A 15,748-nucleotide genomic window follows, 5' to 3' on the forward strand; every position below is an offset into this window, starting at 1 on the left:
GCTGGAACGGTCCCCCGCGATTGTCAAGAATTCAAATTGCCAGGGCGGGAACTCCGCCCCGCGCTTTAACCGAAGCGGCCGTTGTCCTTACTGCGCCGTCCAGCCGCCATCCATCGGCAGGGTCGTGCCGGTCATCTGCTTGGCGGCGTCCGAGCACAGGAACAGCGTCAGCGCGGCAAGCTCCTCGACGGAGACGAATTCCTTGGTCGGCTGCGCGGCCAGAAGCACGTCCTGCTTGACCTGCTCCTCGGTCATGCCGCGCGCCTTCATCGTGTCGGGGATCTGCTTTTCGACCAGCGGCGTCCAGACATAGCCGGGCGCGATCGCGTTGACGGTGATGCCGTCTTGCGCCACCTCCAGCGCCACCGTCTTGGTCAGGCCGGCGATGCCGTGCTTGGCCGAGACATAGGCCGACTTGAACGGCGAGGCGACCAGCGCATGCGCCGAGGCCGTGTTGATGATGCGGCCCCATTTGCGGCTCTTCATGCCTGGCACCGCCGCCTTGATGGCGTAGAAGGCTGCCAGAAGATTGATGCGGATGATGGCTTCCCATTTGTCGTCGGGAAATTCCTCGATCGGCGCGACATGCTGGATGCCGGCATTGTTGACCAGGATATCGAGGCTGCCGAACGCCTTCTCGGCCTCAGAGACCATGGCGGTGACGGCAGCGCCGTCCATCATGTTGGCGCCCGAATAGCGGCACTTGACGCCGAAATCCTTCTCGATGCCGGCCCGCTCCTGCTCGATCGCCGCGGCGTCGCCCAGGCCGTTGATGGTGATGTTGGCGCCCTCGGCGGCGAAGGCACGCGCGATTGCAAGGCCGATGCCGCTGGTCGAGCCGGTGACGAGCGCATTCTTCGAAGACAGGGAACCCATGGGAGATCTCGCGACAGGAGGACAGGAGAGAAGAGTATGACGGCAGACAACCCGGAAGGCACATGCTTTGTGCGCCGCAGCATCACAATGCCACACCCATATGTCGGCGCTGTTACAGCGTCGAGAGGGCGCTTGCCGGCTTTGGGGAAGCGCCGTCTTTGGCATTGACACGGCACTGTCATGCTGCCGTGCAACATATTTGCCAGCGCATTCGCGCGCGGTTGTTTTCAAACCTGTTTGGGGCACCAGCCATGGAAATCGCCGATGTTGTGAAGCGCGCCTATGCGATGCCGCTCACCGACCCGTCATTCCCGCCCGGCCCTTATCGGTTCTTCGACCGCGAATACATCATCATCACCTACCGCACGACGCGCGAAGCCCTCGAGGCCGTCGTGCCGGCGCCGCTCGAGATCGACGAGCCGCTGGTCAAATACGAGTTCATCCGCATGCCGGATTCGACCGGCTTCGGCGACTACACCGAGACCGGCCAGGTCATCCCGGTGCGCTACAAGGGCCAGCATGGCGGCTATGTGCATTCCATGTATCTCGACGACGACGCACCGATCGCCGGCGGGCGCGAGCTCTGGGGTTTCCCGAAAAAGCTCGCCAACCCCAAGATCGTGCATGAAGGCGAGGTGGTGGTCGGCACCCTCCATTACGGCAGCGTGCTCTGCGCCACCGGCACCATGGGCTACAAGCACCGCGAGGCCGACCACGATCAGGTTCTGGCCTCGCTCGCCGCGCCCAATTTCCTCATCAAGATCATCCCGCATGTCGACGGCAGCCCACGCATCTGCGAGCTGGTCCGCTATTACCTGACCGAGGTCACGCTGAAGGAAGCCTGGACGGCGCCCGCCGCGCTCGACCTGCGCCCTCATGTGATGGCCGACGTCGCCAAGCTGCCCGTGCTCGACATCGTCTCGGCCGTTCACTTCACCGCCGACCTGACGCTCGGCCTCGGCGAAGTCGTGCACGATTATCTCGCTGACAATGGCCGATCGGCCGGCGCGAAGGAGCTGGAGAAAGCCGGTGCTTGAGCGTACCCGCAACAAGGCGGCTGCCGCCACTATCCAGGAGATCACCGCGCAATATGATCGCATCGCCCTGGTCTTCCAGGGCGGCGGCGCGCTCGGCGCCTATCAGGCGGGAGTCTATCAGGCGCTTGCCGACGCCGGCTGCGAGCCAACCTGGCTGTCCGGCGTCTCGATCGGCGCCATCAACGCCTCGATCATCGCCGGCAATGAACCGAGCCGCCGCCTGCAGCGGCTGGAGCAGTTCTGGCAGACGATCTCGGGCCGCAAGATCTGGGCCTATACGCCCGAAGGCGACATCTATCGCGACATCCGCAACCAGACCTCGTCATGGATGACGATGACCATGGGCCAGCCCGGCTTCTTCAAGCCGCGCAGCCCCAACCCCTGGTTCCAGCTCTCGGGCGCGGAAGGCGCCACCAGTTTCTACGACACCGCCGAGCTCAAGGACACACTGGAAAGCCTGATCGACTTCGACGTGCTGAACGACGGCAAGAAGCGCTTGAGCGTCGGTGCGGTCAATGTCAGGACCGGCAACTTCGTCTATTTCGACACCGACAAGGTGCGCATCGGGCCGGAGCACATTATGGCGAGCGGCGCGCTGCCGCCGGCCTTTCCGTCGATCCGCATCGAGGGCGAATATTACTGGGACGGCGGCATCGTCTCCAACACGCCGCTGCAATATCTGCTCGACCAGGAGGAGGACCGCTCCTCGCTGGTGTTCCAGGTTGACCTGTTCAGCGCGCGCGGCGTGCTGCCGCGCGGCATGGCCGACGTCCTGTCGCGCCACAAGGACATCATGTATTCCAGCCGCACGCGCCAGAACACCGACAACTTCCAGCGCATCCACGCGCTCAAGATGAAGCTGCTCGATGCGTTGAAGCGCGTGCCGCCGGACCAGCTCAAAGACGGCGAGAAGGAATTGATGGCCGACTATTCCGATGCCGGCGTGGTCAACATCGTCCACCTGATCTACCAGCACAAGGGCTATGAGGGCCACGCCAAGGACTATGAGTTTTCCGGCACCTCGATGCGCGAGCACTGGGAGATGGGCCTGGAAGACACCGAGCGCACGCTGCGCCACAAGAAATGGCTGATGCTGCCCGACAATGCCGAAGGCGTCACCATCCACGACCTGCACCGCGAAGACCCAACCTGATCAGTCCTGCGCGGCGGCTTTTCAGTGGGCATCGTATCCGTTGGCGGTGAGAATCCAGTCGTTCGATCGAGCGGATCGGCCCTACGAGATTGTCGAAACCCTCCTCGCGTCGTCATCCACGGGCGGAGCAGCCGCGAAGCGGCGTCGCGGAGACCCGAGGATCCATTCCGTGACCTGGCGCGAATGGTAAAGACGGCGCAGCACAGGGGTCGTTCTGCACCGCCGTGACGCTCATAGGTAACGGAATGGATTCTATGGTCTACGCCGCGTCGCTTCGCTCCTTGCTCCGCCATAGAATGACGACGTGAGGGGCGCCTCGGCTATCCCCAGCGCTACGTCGACGCAACAAATACATCCCTTGCGACTCGTGTCCCGAACATGGGTTTTGCCCAAAAAAAGGCAGCGCCGGCGACCGGCGCTGCCTTTTTTGGAGGACGCTTCCGCCGCTCAGAAGACGTGGCGGAAGATCACGAACAGCACGAAGGCCAGCGCGATCGAGCAGGGCAGCGTGAGCACCCAGGCCAGCAGAAGGTTGCGCACGGTCGACCACTGCAGGCCGGAGCCGTTGGCCGCCATCGTGCCGGCGACGCCGGACGACAGCACATGGGTGGTGGATACCGGCAGGCCGAGGCGGTCGGCCATGCCGATGGTGATCATCGCCACCAGCTCGGCGGCGGCGCCCTGGCCGTAGGTCAGGTGGCTCTTGCCGATCTTCTCGCCGACGGTGACGACGATGCGCTTCCAGCCGACCATGGTGCCGAGCCCGAGCGCCAGCGCCACGGCGATCTTCACCCAGAGCGGGATGAACTTCGTCGCGTTGTCTACCGCCTTGTGATAGTCGGTGACCGCCTTGAGGTCGTCGGCCTGCATTGGCAGCAACTGCTTCTTGTCGATCAGCTTCAGCGCTTCGCCGATCAGGTAGATGTCGTTGCGTGCGTTGCTGACCAGATCGGTCGGAACCTTGTCGACCGTGGCGTAGGGCTGCAGCCCGGCTGTCGTGTTATGAATATAGGTCTGCAGCGCGAGCGTCGTCTGATCGTTCCACGACTTGCTGCGCACGGCTTCCTGCACGGCCGCCTTGGCAGCGTTGGCATCCGCGACGGTGACGCCGGGCTTGACGTATTTGCCCAGCGCCTGCTCGACAGACACCGATGCCGACTTGTAGGCGTCGAGATAGTTGATGTCGGGCGTGCGGTTGAGCGCGTAAGCCGTCGGCACCACGCCGATCAGGATCAGCATGATCAGGCCCATGCCCTTTTGGCCGTCATTGGAGCCGTGCGCGAAGCTGACGCCGGTGCAGGTGAAGATCAGCAGCGCGCGGATCCACCATGGCGGCGGCGTGTTGCCCTTCGGCGCCTCGTAGAGCGCCGGGTTGCGCACCAAGAGCTTCATTGCATAGAGCAGCGCCGCGGCGGCGAAGAAGCCGACGATCGGCGAAACCAGCAAGGTGGTGCCGACGTTGGTCGCCTGACCCCAGTCGACGCCGCTGGTGGCGCTGCCGACCGGAGCCATGAACTGGTTGGCAAGGCCGACGCCGATGATCGAGCCGACCATCGTGTGCGAGCTCGAGGCCGGCAGGCCGAGGAACCAGGTGCCCAGGTTCCACAGGATGGCGGCGACCAAAAGCGCGAACACCATGGCGAAACCGGACGACGACCCGACCTGGAGGATGAGCTCGACCGGCAGCAGTGACAGGATGCCGAACGCCACCACGCCGCTCGAGGTCAACACGCCGAGGAAGTTGAAGACGCCCGACCACATGACGGCGAATTCGGCCGGCAGCGAACGCGTGTAGATGACGGTGGCAACAGCGTTGGCGGTGTCGTGGAAGCCGTTGACGAACTCGAAGCCCAGGGCAATCAGAAGCGCGATGCCGAGCAGGATCCATGGCACCGTCTTGGCGATGGCCAGATCCTGGCTGAGCGCATAGCCGACATAGATGATGCCGGCGAGCACCAGCACGCCGAAAGCCGGCAGGAACCATTTGGCCCCGCCCGATTGTTGCAGGGGATGACCCGGTCTCGGGATTCCCGCCTCACTGGAAACTACGTCCACCATTGTCCCACTCCTTTTGCATTGCAGCAAAGAACCGGGGAGGACGGTATGTCCCCAGGATGAAGCTCGTGTGACGCTCTTAACCGTTTGGTCACCACCAAACAGTTTGGTCATGACCAAACAGTTCGGTCACCTATCCCGCTATCTTCAGGAGCGAGGACACCAAGAGCTTGCGCTCGTCTTCGGAAAGCACGTCTGAATCGAACAGATTCATGCTACGCATTCCCTCAATGGCGAGAAAGCAGACCAGCAGCGAGCCGAGGTCCGCCGTCTCCCCCTTCAGCCGCTCGAACAGCTGGTGCTTGAAGGCTTTTATCGGCGTCAGGAAATCGGGATCCTCCGCGATGGCCGAGAACATCCAGGACGCCGAGGGCTTCGGCCGCTCGCAGTCGTCGGCCGACAGCTTGATATAGGCCGAGAGCACGCTTTCGTGGCCGGCCTCGGCGGCCCGGGCCTCCAGCGCTTTCTGGAAATCGCTGAGATAGTTTTCGACCAGCCCCTGCATCAGCTTGGCCTTGGTCGGGAAATTGTAAAGCAGCCCGCCTTTCGACACCCCGGCGCGGCTGGCGACCGCCTCGAGAGACAGGCTTCCCGGGCCTGCCTCGCGTGCAACGTCGGCGGCGGCGGCAAGTATCTTTTCGCGTGAGTTTGCCCTGGGTGCTCTCATCGCGCCTCCCCCTACATTAGCCTAGGCGGAATTGACAAGACCGTCCAGCCGGTACAGTAAGGCGCGCCATTTGAAATCGGGACCTGTCGTCGATATGTGTCCCGGCATCGATCGATTTGCCTGTTGCCGGCTCGAGGGGACCATCCGTGAAGCGCTTTTTTATCATCGCCGGATTCTTGCTGCTGCTCGCCTTGGTGTGCGTCGGCATCGTTGGCTTCAATTTCATGCGCGACGCCGGCATCAAGCAATATTTCGCCACCATGAAGCCGCCGGCCGCGACGGTTTCGACAGTGACGGTCAAGCCGTCGGAATGGACCCCCGGCGTCGAGGCGATCGGCACCGTCAATGCCGTGCGGGGCGTCGACCTTACCGTCGAGACCAGCGGCATCGTCAAGGACATCCTCTTCCACGCCAACCAGAAGGTTGCCGCCAACGCGGTGCTCCTGCAACTGGATGACGCGGTGGAGAAAGCCGACCTGGTGGCCCAAAAGGCGCAAGCCGCCTCGGACCAGGCCGCGCTGACCCGCGCGGTCGAATTGCAGCGGCGCGGCGTCGGCACGGACGCGACGCTCGACGCCGCGCGCGCCGCTGCGGACGCCTCGGCCGCGCAGGTCAACAAGCTGCAGGCGGTGCTCGACCAGAAGCAGTTGTCCGCGCCCTTCGGCGGCACGGTCGGCATTCCGAAGATCGATATCGGCCAGTATCTGGCCCCCGGCAACTCGGTGGTGACGATCCAGGACCTGGACACGATGCGGGTCGACTTCACGGTTCCCGAGCAACAGCTGCCGCTGCTCAAGATCGGCCAGACCGTCAAGCTTGGCAGCAGCATCGCCGACATGCCCTTTGCCGGCTCCATCCGCGGCATCGACCCCAAGATCGACCCGGCAAGCCGGCTGGTCTCGATCCGCGGCGAGGTCGCCAATCCGGAAGGCAAGCTGACGCCCGGCCAGTTCGTCCAGATCCGTGTCGAGCTGCCGCAGGAAAACAACGTCATCTCCGTGCCGCAGACGGCGGTGACGACGAGCCTCTATGGTGATTATGTCTTCGTGGTTCAGCCCGCGAAACCCGCCGAGGGCGCGGCTCCGGCTCCGGCAAAACCGGATGAGCAGAAGGCCGGCGCCGACAAGGCGGCCGGCGATGCCGCCAAGCCGCAGGCCGACGCCTCCAAGCCTGCGGACAACGCGGCGAAACCGGCCGACGCCGCCGCCAAGCCGGCCGAGGCCGCGCAGCAGCCGGCGCTCACCATCTCACAGGTCTTCGTGAAGCTCGGCCGCCGCAACAACGGCATGGTCGAGATCGTCGAGGGCCTCAAAGACGGCGACCAGGTCGTGACGGCGGGCCAGAACCGGCTCTTCAACGGCATGTCGGTTGCCGTCGACAACACCGTCGACCCCAGCAAATCGGCGAACAAGCAGGTTCAGCAATGAGCTTTTCCGATCTCTTCATTCGCCGGCCGGTGCTCTCGACGGTGCTGGCATGCATGATCCTGCTTCTGGGCTTCCAGGGCATCTTCGGCTTGTCGATCCGCCAGTATCCGAAGGTTGACGAGACGGCGATCACCATCACCACGGCCTATCCCGGCGCCAGCGCCGATCTGATCCAGGGCTTCATATCGGCGCCGATCGCGCGCGCCGTCGCCTCGACCGAAAATATCGACTACGTCACCTCGTCCAGCCGTCCGTCTTCGAGCACGGTCACGGTGCAGATGAAGCTCGGCTCCAATCCGGACGTCGCGCTCGCCGAGGTGTTGTCCAAGGTCCAGGGCGTGCGCGGCACCCTGCCGGAGGCCTCCAAGGACCCGGTTATCGTCAAGGGCACCGGGCAGCAGTTCGCGATGATGTACATCTCGATGCAGAATCCGAACATGACGAAGGAGCAGCTCACCGAATATATCGAGCGCGTCATCCGGCCTCGCATCTCGACCGTGGAAGGTGTCGCCGACGTGCAGATCTTCGGCGCCCAGGAATATTCCATGCGCATCTGGATCGACCCGGTCCGGCTCGCCGCCCGTGGCGCCACGGCGGTGGACGTGCTTACCGCCATCAACAACTCGAACTTCCTGTCGGCGCCCGGCAATACCCAGAACGAATATGTGGTGTCCTCGATCACCGTGCACTCGACCTTGCAGACGCCCGAGGCCTTCGCCGAGCTGCCGATCCGCTCGACGAACGGCGAGGTTGTGCGCCTGCGCGATGTGGCGCGTGTCGAGCTCGGCGCGGAGAACACCGACACCAGGGTGAGCTTCAACGGCAAGCCGGGAACCTTCCTGGCCATCTTCCCGACGCCGGCGGCGAACCCGCTGACGACGGCGGCGGCGCTCACCAAGCTGGTGCCGCAGATCCAGGACACGCTGCCGAAAGGCATGACGATCGAGATCGTCTACGACGCCACCGGCCAGATCAGCGCCTCGATCGAGGAAGTGTTCAAGACCATCGGCGAGGCCGTCGCCATCGTCATTGTGGTGATCCTTCTGTTCCTGGGCTCGTTCCGCTCGGTGATGATGCCGATCGTCACCATCCCGCTGTCGCTGATCGGCGTCTGCTTCATCCTGTTCGCAGTCGGTTACTCGATCAACCTTCTGTCGCTGCTGGCCATGGTGCTGGCGATCGGCCTTGTCGTCGACGACGCCATCGTGGTGGTGGAGAACATCCACCGCCACATGGAGGAGGACCACATGTCGCCGATGCAGGCGGCCTTCAACGGCATGCGCGAGATCGCGACCGCCATCGTGGCGATGACCATCACGCTGGCTGCCGTGTTCGCCCCGCTTGCCTTCACCGGCGGCCTGACCGGCGCGCTGTTCCGCGAATTCGCGGTGACGCTGGCCGGCTCCGTGGTGCTATCGGGCCTGATCGCCATGACGATCACGCCGATGATGTCCGCCCGCCTGCTGAAGCCGGGCCAGCACGGCCGTTTCCAGCGCATCGTCGATGGGACCTTCAGCCGTGTCGAGCGTGTCTATGAGCGGGCGGTCACCGCCTCGCTCAGGAACCGGCCGGTGACGCTGATCATTGTCGTCGCGCTTGTCGCCCTCACCGGCTTCATGTTCACCAAGACCTCGACCGAGCTCGCGCCGGAAGAAGATCAGGGCTTCCTCCTGTCGTTGGTAACCGCGCCGCGCTATGCGACGTCGGATTACACCGAGACCTACGTCAACCAGATCCTCGGCCTTGTGAAGGACATTCCCGAGACCCGGGCGCAGTTCTCCGCCGTTGCCTTTGGCGGCGCCACCAACAGCGCCTTTGTCGGCTTCGCCTTCAAGGACTGGGCGGACCGCAAGCGCAATTCGAAGGAACTGCAGGCCGACATCACCGCACGGCTCGCCAAGGTCGCCGGCGTTCAGGCTTTCGTCTTTGCGCCGCCAACGCTGCCGGGTTCCGGCGGCGGCCTGCCGATTTCCATGGTCGTGCGCTCCACCGGCGACCCTTCTGAAGTCTTCGAGCAAGCGGAGAAGATCAAGAACAAGGCGCAGGCCTCGGGTCGCTTCATCGTCGTCCAGAACTCGATGGCTTACGATGCGCCCCAGGTGACCGTCACCATCGACCGTGAGCGCGCGGCGGCGTTGAACCTGCCGATCGCCGATATCGGCAACACGTTGACGCTTCTGGTCGGCGGCGCCGAGGTGGCGCAGTTCGATCGCGACTCCAACAGCTACGACATCATCCCGCAGGTGCCGCAGGAATTCCGCGACAATCCCGAGAAGCTCGGCGAATATTTCGTTCGCAGCGTCGACGGCAAGATGGTACCGCTGTCGGCGGTCGTGAAGATTTCGACCAATGCCTCGCCGGCGGCCATCGAGCAGTTCAACCAGTTGAATTCCTCGACGATCTCGGCCCTGCCCTTGCCGGGCGTGACCACCGGCGACGGCCTCAAGGTGCTGGAGGATCTCGCCAGGGAGACGCTGCCCGACACCTTCTTCATCGACTATTCGGGCCAGTCGCGGCAGGAGAAGGAACAGGGCAACACCATCCTGATCGCCTTCGCGGCGGCCGTGATCGTGATCTATCTGGTGCTGGCGGCCCAGTTCGAGAGCTTCCGCGATCCGCTGATCATCATGATGGCGGTGCCGCTGTCGATCTTCGGCGCGATCGTGCCGCTCAACATCGGCCTGGGCACGCTCAACATCTACACCCAAGTCGGCCTGATAACGCTGATCGGCCTCATCACCAAGCACGGCATTCTGCTGGTCGAGTTCGCCAACCAGCAGCGTGAGATCCACGGTATGCGCCGCCGCGATGCCATCATCGCCTCGGCCAAGGTGCGCCTGCGGCCGATCCTGATGACCACGGCGGCCATGGCGCTCGGCGTCGTGCCGCTGATCATCTCCAGCGGCGCCGGTGCGGCCGCGCGCTATTCGATGGGCCTGGTCATCTTCACCGGCATCCTGGTCGGCACCATGTTCACGCTCTTCGTCGTGCCGATGTTCTACACCTTCATCGCCAGCAAGGACCTGCCGCATCTCGCCGAAAAGCCCGATCCGAAGCTGATGCCGGCGCTGCCGAGCTGAGACGGCGACCAAAGCGAAAAACAAAAGAGGCCGGAAAAATTCCGGCCTCTTTTTTGGCGGCTGCCTCACGGCTTCGCGATCAACGGAAGGCGGCAACCGGCCTGCTACTTTATCCCAGTGCGTTACTTCACCCAGCTTGTTATTTGACGATGACGATGCTGGTGTTGGAGGGCCCGAAGACCTCGACCAGCTGATAGAAATCGGCAGCCGCATCGGGATGCAGCCGCACGCAGCCATGCGAGGCGGGACGGCCGAGACGGCTGATGGCGTAGGTGGCGTGAACGGCATAGCCGCCGCTGAAGAAGACCGAATGGGGCATCGGCGCGTTGTCGTATTTCTTCGAATACCACATCTCATGCATGCGGGTCGGCTTGAACGAACCGGTCGGCGTGATGTGCCCCCTGGCGCCGGTCGACACCTTCCAAATGTAAGTCGGACGGCCATCGACCGTGACTTCCATGATCTGCTGCGACAGCGAGACCTTGGCGACGATCTGATTGGCGTGGGCGGCGTTGCCGGTGCCGAACAGCAGCGCCGCGCCGGTGAGCGCGGCGGCGGTGATATGGATGAGCTTGGCGGAAATGGCGGTATGCATGACGATCCCTCTCTGTTTTTTGCCGGTCGCGCCGGCTTCAATTTCGATGGGCTCTTATCGTGATCGTCGGTTTCCGACCTATTTCGCTTGATGCTCGTTTCTGTTTCGAATTCGTTTCTGCAAGTTAACGGCAAAGGCCGGCTGAACGACACCGGAAGTCTTTCCGGGACGTGACGGTCAGGCGCCGTACAATGAGCTTCACCCGGAAACGAAAGTTCATTTTGCCTTTATATGAAAGACATAGGGCCGTTGTCGAAACCAATCTGCAACAAAGTGCGGCCACGGCGGCATGATCTGGATACAGGCCGGCGGCAGATTTGACGCAACGGGAACAGACATCTGCAAACGAAATGGGCAGGAAATCGAAACTGGCTTCTCGGGATTAGCGTCTCGGCGATCGTGCTCGGCGGCGCCGGCTCAGTGGCCGGCAACCCGGCGACGACGCTGGCGGCGATGAGTACCGGCGAGATTTCGACCCTGCACATGGCTCTGTTCATCGCCACGGTCTGGATTGTTTCCAGCCTGCGCGTCCACCGGCTGAAGGCCCTCTGGCGGGTCGGCCGTCGGCTGACGAGGACGCGCGGCCCCTCCGGCTACTTGCTGCCGAGAGGACCGAAGGCCCGCGCCGCAGCGGGGGGCTCCGTCAGCGGCGCGGGCGCTTCGGGAGTTTCCTGAAGCGCGACGATATCGAGATTGGGGATAGGACATGAAGACGAATATTGCCGCCTCGGTGCTTTCCGCACTCCTTTACGCGCAAGGCCTGCTCGGCTTCGCCGCGCTGGCGACGGTGCTGCTGAAGGAGCGCGCCCCGGCCGAGATAACCGTCAGCGCCAACGTTCCAACCGGACCCTCGGTCGTCGTGGTGCGCTGAACGCCGGGCGCACCGGCCCAAATGACCACCGCCTTGGGGACTCCGATGCTCGACAACCTCGCCGACCTGAACTCACTCGTTGCGCGAGAGCGGGGGATCGAAACGATAGCCGGCGCCGCGGATGGTGGTGATGGTCTCGGTGTCGAGCTTGCGGCGCAGCCGCACGATGCGCGAATCGATCGACCGGTCGAAAGCGTCGGCATTCTCGGCCGGTGCCGCGGCAATGATGTCGTCGCGCGTCAGCACCTTGCGCGGGCTGGCCAGGAACAGCTTGAGCAGCGCCACCTGCCCGGGAGAAAGCTGCTCCTCCGCGCCCGAGCGATGCATTACGATGGCCGACCGCAGATCGACGGTGGCGTTTTCCAGCACGATGAGTTCCCCGGGGGATCTGCCGCGTCTCATCAGCAGGCCGCCGATGCGCGCGGCAAGCTCGCGCACGTTGAGCGGACTTTCGATGACGTCGGCGGCACCGAGCTCGAGCGCCAGCACCTTGTCGACGAGGTCGCGCGGCCGGCAGATCAGGATGAAATCAGGACCGCCCTCGCCACCGCCGCCTTGGCTGCTGTAACGCCTGAGCAGTTCGCGGCCCCTCGGCCTGGGTGACTTCGTCGCCGACCACGACGACATCGATGCCGCCGGCCGAAAGCAGCGTCTCCGCTTCCCAGGGCTGGCGCGCCTGGCGCACGTCGTGCCCGCGCCGTTCGAGATGGTCGGCGAGATCGCCCGCCACCACCTCGGCGACGGACACAAGCGCAATGACGGATCGTGCAGCCATTTTTCTTCACCCCGCCACAGACAACTCGAGATGAGTGCTGGACATCATGTTTATACCCAATCTACTTTCTGCTGAAAGCGGGAGCGAGCGCGTCGTGAAGGCACGCATCATCGTCGTCGAAGACGAACTGGATCTGAGGGAAGCCGTGGCCGAGTATCTCGGCGCCAGCGGCTATGACGTCGTGACGGCGGAGAATGCCGTGGCGGCGCGCGCGCTCTTCGAAGCGCAGCCCTTCCACCTCGCCATCCTCGACATCGCGATGCCCGGCGAGGACGGACTGTCGCTTGGCCGCTGGCTGCGCTCCAAAACCCAGATCGGCATCATCTATGCTACGGCCGCCGGCACCGCGCTCGACCGCATCGTCGGGCTGGAGCTGGGCGCCGACGATTACATCGTCAAGCCATATGAACTGCGCGAGGTGCTGGCGCGGGTGCGCAGCGTGCTGCGCCGCGTGCCGCAGCCGGCCGAGCCGCAGGCGCAGAAGGCCGAAGCCGGCAATCGCCGCTTCATGAATTTCGGCGGCTTCCAGGCCGATTTCGACGGCAGGCTGGTCACTGCCGCCAATGGTGCGGTGATCGAGATGGCCAAGAGCGAGTTCGACGTGCTCGAGGTTTTCCTCACCCGCGCCAACCGGCTTCTGACGCGGGCGGCGATTTCGGAGGCGATCGGCTTCGTCGAGGATCCGGAATCCTCGCGCGCGGTCGACATCCGCATCATGCGGTTGCGAAAGAAGATCGAGGCCGACCCCGCCAATCCGAAATTCCTGCGCACGGTGCGCGGCGAAGGCTATATCTTCTCGCTGCCGAGCGGCGAGGCCAATTAGGGCAATTCGAGGAAAAGTGTGAGCGGTTAGGCTCGGCGTCTTCGCCATAGCCTTCCGTCCGGAATTGCGTCAAAACAGAGCGATGGAGCGCTTTCCGTGCAACGGAGGGACGCTCTGAACGACCGATGTCCGGGCCTGGAATGACCATGACAGCTGATGCAGCACGCACCGATATGCAAGGCTCGCGTCCGGGCGGCGCCGCGATGGCGGCCGTCCATGTCGTGCGCCGCCTGCGCGAGGCAGGCGACTGGCAGCGCGAGATGGACGACATATTGGGAACCATGTGCCGCAAGATGGATTGCCAGCGCGGCATTCTCTTCCGTCTGCGTGAGTTGCCGGGCGAAGGCTTCGCCCAGTCCGTCGCCGCCTATTGGATCGATCCTGACTTCGGCGGGGAACTGGCCTCACCCACCGTGATCATGCAGTCGATCATCAACTCGGATTCGCTTCTGGAGCGGCTGCAGGAGGACGAGCGGCAAGGCAAGATCTTCTCAGGCCACACGCGCGACCTCGAGGGTTTCCTGCGGGCCGACTTCGAGAAGCAGAACATCAAGTCGTTTCTGTCCGTCTCCGTTTTCGCGCATGGCCACCTTTGGGGTACGCTGGCCATCAACGACTGCGTCGCCGAGCGCGAATGGACGGATGAAGAGGAAGCGACCCTGCACATCATCGCCTTGGCCATCGGCGACGCCATCGAGCGCTCGCCATCGGAGGCGCATGCCAGCGAAGTGATCCGCCGCACCATGCTGCAGGCCTCGCTCGACGCCATCATCGTCATCGACGAGACGGGGTCGATCATCGAGTTCAATCCGGCGGCCGAGAAGATGTTCGGCTTCCAGCGCAGCGCCATCCTCGGCAAGGACCTGCTCGACACCATCGTTCCGGTATACTACCGCAAGGGCTATGCCTCGGGCGCCGAATACATGGCCGGCCGCGGCGCGCCGATGGTCGGCCAGCGGTTGGAGACCGTCACGCAGAACGCCGCAGGCGAGATTTTCCCGATCGAGCTGACGGCGACCGAGATGCGCGTTGCCGATCGTCGCCTGATCTTCGGCTCGATCCGCGACCTGCGCGAGAAGCTGCAGGCCGAGGAGGAGATCAACCGCCAGCGCGAGAAGCTGCACCAGAACGAGAAGATGGCGGCGATGGGCTCGCTGCTTGCCGGCGTCTCGCATGAGCTCAACAACCCCTTGGCGGTGGTGGTGGCGCAGTCGACGCTGCTGCATGAATTCGCCGGCGACCCGCAGACCAAGGTGCGCGCCGAGAAGGTGCGCGCCGCCGCCGAGCGATGCGGCCGCATCGTCAAGAGCTTCCTGTCGATGGTGCGGCTGCACCCGACCGAGCAGGCCGAGACGGATCTCAACCAGGTGATGCGCTCGGCGCTCGAAGTCACCGCCTATGGCGCGCGCTCGAGCGGCATCATCATCGACACCGACTTTGCCGACGGGCCGCTGCTTGCCATGGCCGACGCCGACCACATCACGCAGGTGGTGGCCAATTTCCTCATCAACAGCCAGCATGCGCTGGCCGGCGTCACGGGCGAGCGGCACATCAAGGTGCGGACTTTCCGCAACGAGCACGGCGATCCGGGCTTCTCCGTCGAGGACAACGGCCCGGGCATTCCCGAAGCGATCCGCGCGCGTATCTTCGAATCCTATTTCACCACCAAGCCGGTCGGCGTCGGCACCGGCATCGGCCTGTCGATCTCGAAATCGATCGTCGAGCGCCACAATGGCAGCATCCGATTCGAGGAAGTGCAGCCGAACGGCGCGCGCTTCGTCGTGCAATTGCCGGCGATCGCGGGCGGCAGCGCCGCGCCCGGCGAAGGTCCGGCGCGGTCGAGCGGGCTGCGTCATGCGCTGGTGATCGACGACGAGCCGGACGTCGCGGGCTCGCTCTCTGACATATTGGAGCTGATGGGGGTGAAGTCGCGGGTCGTTGCAAGCTGGACCTCTGCCGGCGAGGCACTGAGCGGGCACATGCCGCCCGACATCGTCTTTTCAGATCTGCGGATGCCAGGTACCAGCGGTATTTCGATCTACCGCGAATTGCTGGCCGAACGCCCGGACCTGGCGCAGCGCTTCGTGCTGGTCACCGGCGACTTGATCGGCGCCAAGGCAGAGATCGAGGCGCTCCCGCCGCATCAGCGGCCGCACATCCTGGAAAAGCCCTTCTCGACCCTCGACGTGCGCGGCATCCTCTCGACCGTCGCCGACGAGGCCGCGGCCGACAACGGCGCCCACCTTTGAGCGGGACTGGTCTTGCGATGAAGCTTGCAAGCGGATGCGTGACCCGGCCTGAACTTGCGCCGCCGCAGGATCTGCCGAGATTCAGGTCAAGCCGAGTCGAAAATGATGGATTCCGAGAACCGGAGCGGAGCGTACTTGAC

12 protein-coding genes and 1 pseudogene are annotated in these 15,748 nt (G+C 64.0%); 8 read left to right on the top strand and 5 right to left on the bottom strand.

Annotated elements, in window-relative coordinates; translation table 11 throughout:
* Positions 1-87: 87 nt before the first annotated feature.
* Positions 88-876 carry a 3-hydroxybutyrate dehydrogenase gene (locus ACVMIM_RS00730; protein WP_476109788.1) on the bottom strand — a complete coding sequence of 263 codons (789 nt, stop codon included), beginning with the start codon at positions 874-876 and terminating at the stop codon, positions 88-90.
* Positions 877-1,127: 251 nt separating this feature from the next.
* Between ACVMIM_RS00730 and ACVMIM_RS00735 the strand changes: the two genes are divergently transcribed.
* Complete coding sequence (locus ACVMIM_RS00735) at positions 1,128-1,913, top strand: acetoacetate decarboxylase (protein WP_476109790.1); 786 nt, start codon at positions 1,128-1,130, stop codon at positions 1,911-1,913.
* Positions 1,906-3,066: a patatin-like phospholipase family protein gene (locus tag ACVMIM_RS00740; RefSeq protein WP_476109791.1), complete on the top strand. Its 1,161-nt coding sequence runs from the start codon at positions 1,906-1,908 to the stop codon at positions 3,064-3,066. Before ACVMIM_RS00735 ends, ACVMIM_RS00740 begins: the two co-directional genes overlap by 8 nt.
* 447 nt (positions 3,067-3,513) lie before the next feature.
* Here ACVMIM_RS00740 and ACVMIM_RS00745 read toward each other — a convergent pair whose 3' ends face one another.
* Both ACVMIM_RS00745 and ACVMIM_RS00750 read right to left on the bottom strand, forming a co-directional pair.
* Positions 3,514-5,124, bottom strand: coding sequence for an inorganic phosphate transporter (locus ACVMIM_RS00745; protein WP_476109792.1), 1,611 nt, complete (start codon positions 5,122-5,124; stop codon positions 3,514-3,516).
* A 130-nt stretch (positions 5,125-5,254) separates the two neighbouring features.
* Positions 5,255-5,788: a TetR/AcrR family transcriptional regulator gene (locus tag ACVMIM_RS00750; protein ID WP_476109794.1), complete on the bottom strand. Its 534-nt coding sequence runs from the start codon at positions 5,786-5,788 to the stop codon at positions 5,255-5,257.
* 146 nt (positions 5,789-5,934) lie between these two features.
* Here ACVMIM_RS00750 and ACVMIM_RS00755 point away from each other — a divergent pair, with 146 nt between their 5' ends.
* A complete protein-coding gene (locus ACVMIM_RS00755; protein WP_476109795.1) occupies positions 5,935-7,215 on the top strand; it encodes an efflux RND transporter periplasmic adaptor subunit in 1,281 nt (426 codons plus the stop codon).
* Positions 7,212-10,295: an efflux RND transporter permease subunit gene (locus ACVMIM_RS00760; protein WP_476109797.1), complete on the top strand. Its 3,084-nt coding sequence runs from the start codon at positions 7,212-7,214 to the stop codon at positions 10,293-10,295. The genes ACVMIM_RS00755 and ACVMIM_RS00760 overlap by 4 nt, the downstream gene beginning before the upstream one ends.
* Before the next feature lie 139 nt (positions 10,296-10,434).
* Here the strand turns inward: ACVMIM_RS00760 and ACVMIM_RS00765 are convergent, their stop codons facing one another.
* The gene (locus ACVMIM_RS00765; RefSeq protein ID WP_040998688.1) at positions 10,435-10,890 is read right to left on the bottom strand and encodes a L,D-transpeptidase; all 456 of its coding nucleotides are present in this window, start codon (positions 10,888-10,890) and stop codon (positions 10,435-10,437) included.
* Between the two features lie 453 nt (positions 10,891-11,343).
* Here ACVMIM_RS00765 and ACVMIM_RS00770 point away from each other — a divergent pair, with 453 nt between their 5' ends.
* Both ACVMIM_RS00770 and ACVMIM_RS00775 read left to right on the top strand, forming a co-directional pair.
* A complete protein-coding gene (locus ACVMIM_RS00770) occupies positions 11,344-11,565 on the top strand; it encodes a hypothetical protein (protein ID WP_476109799.1) in 222 nt (73 codons plus the stop codon).
* Between the two features lie 31 nt (positions 11,566-11,596).
* Positions 11,597-11,761, top strand: coding sequence for a hypothetical protein (locus tag ACVMIM_RS00775; RefSeq protein ID WP_278051403.1), 165 nt, complete (start codon positions 11,597-11,599; stop codon positions 11,759-11,761).
* Between the two features lie 72 nt (positions 11,762-11,833).
* On the opposite strand, the pseudogene ACVMIM_RS00780 reads toward ACVMIM_RS00775, so the two are convergent.
* Positions 11,834-12,536 (bottom strand): annotated as a pseudogene (locus tag ACVMIM_RS00780) (winged helix-turn-helix domain-containing protein).
* A 94-nt stretch (positions 12,537-12,630) separates the two neighbouring features.
* Here ACVMIM_RS00780 and ACVMIM_RS00785 point away from each other — a divergent pair.
* The gene (locus ACVMIM_RS00785) at positions 12,631-13,359 is read left to right on the top strand and encodes a response regulator (protein ID WP_278051404.1); all 729 of its coding nucleotides are present in this window, start codon (positions 12,631-12,633) and stop codon (positions 13,357-13,359) included.
* A 146-nt stretch (positions 13,360-13,505) separates the two neighbouring features.
* Positions 13,506-15,608 carry an ATP-binding protein gene (locus tag ACVMIM_RS00790; protein WP_476109801.1) on the top strand — a complete coding sequence of 701 codons (2,103 nt, stop codon included), beginning with the start codon at positions 13,506-13,508 and terminating at the stop codon, positions 15,606-15,608.
* Positions 15,609-15,748: the final 140 nt, after the last annotated feature.

Source organism: Mesorhizobium sp. USDA 4413 (genome assembly GCF_056280365.1).